Origin of the sequence: Streptomyces sp. NPDC048411 (assembly GCF_040704695.1) — a bacterium.
Lineage (GTDB): Bacteria > Actinomycetota > Actinomycetes > Streptomycetales > Streptomycetaceae > Streptomyces.
This window is the reverse complement of the sequence record NZ_JBEZKL010000311.1, coordinates 1-1300: the sequence shown is the minus strand read 5'-3', so window position 1 is coordinate 1300 and position 1300 is coordinate 1. Positions and strand designations below refer to the sequence as shown.

Genomic DNA, 1300 nt, shown 5'->3' with positions numbered 1-1300 from the left:
TCACCGCCGCCGCCAACTACGCCGCCCACCGCTACGGCTCCATCGACCACGTCAACTCGGCCTACTGACCGGACGTGCCGGTAGTACGGCCGAACTCGGCCGGAACATGCCCCGGTCCCGGCCTTGCGGACCCGCCCCCAGGTTGATCGGTCGATCCTGGAACGGGTGATCCCGAGGCCGGCCGCGTCACCGGGCTCTACTGGCCGATCGTGGCGAGCCTGGGCACGATGCGCGCGACGAGCTGTTCGGCGAAGCTGACCGGGTGCCGGTCCGGCAGCACCTGGACCGCGCTGATGCCGAGCTCCGCGTACGCCTCGACGTCGGCGAGAAACGCATCGGTCTCGTCCAGGACCGGCCTGCTGAACATCAGGGTCTTCTCGATGGCGTCGTAGTCGCGCCCCACCGCCGCGCAGTGCTCCCGCAGAACGTCGAGCTTGTGGGCCACCTCGTCGACGTCGGTGGCGAACAGGTTGCACGCGTCCGCGTACCGGGCGACCAGCCGCAGCGTCTTCTTCTCGCCCCCGCCGCCGATCATGATCGGCGGCCGCTCCCCGATCGGCTCCGGCACGCAGAGCGTCTCGGCCAGCTTGTAGTGCCGCCCCTCGTACGGACCGTCGTCCTCGCTCCACATCTGCAGACAGATCTGGAGCGTCTCCTCGAGCCGCTCGAACCGCTCCGCCACCGGGACGACCGGCACCCCGAGCCCACGCTGCTCCCGCTCGTACCAGGAGGCGCCGAGCCCGAGCACCGCCCGGCCGCCGGAGAGCACGTCGAGGCTGGTGACGATCTTCGCGAGCAGGCCGGGGTGGCGGTACATCACGCCCGTGACCATCAGCCCGAGCGTCATCCGCTGGGTCAGCGCGGCCACGTACCCGAGGGCCGTGTACCCCTCCAGCATCGGTTCGTCGGCCGCGCTCTGCGGGGTCTCCATCTGGAAGTAGTGGTCCATCACCGTGAACGACGCGACCCCGCCCTGGTCGGCGATCCGCGCCGACTCGGCGAGCGTGGGCGCGATGAGCGCGGGGTCGGCCGGCTGCGAGTAGTTCCAGTAATGCAGACCGAGCTTCACGTCCACTCCTCCACGCCGGACACCTTCGGCAACCTTGTGCAGTCCTCGTCACGTTAGGCGCATCCGGCCGTACAGGCATGACCTGTACGGCCGGACGGGTGCCGAGGCCACGTGCCGTGACCCGCGATGTTTGCCCCGTGCGGAGCGTCGTCCGCTGCCTTCGCCGCCTTCCGCATGCGGAAGGCGGCGATACGGGGGGCGGACCGCTGTGGCCGGGTGTCGCCGTGGCGG

1 protein-coding gene is annotated in these 1300 nt (G+C 70.5%); it reads right to left on the bottom strand.

Going from position 1 to position 1300, the window contains the following annotated elements; translation table 11 throughout:
* Positions 1-196: 196 nt before the first annotated feature.
* Positions 197-1069, bottom strand: a complete 873-nt coding sequence (locus tag AB0915_RS39225; protein ID WP_366696195.1) for an LLM class F420-dependent oxidoreductase — start codon at positions 1067-1069, stop codon at positions 197-199.
* Positions 1070-1300: the final 231 nt, after the last annotated feature.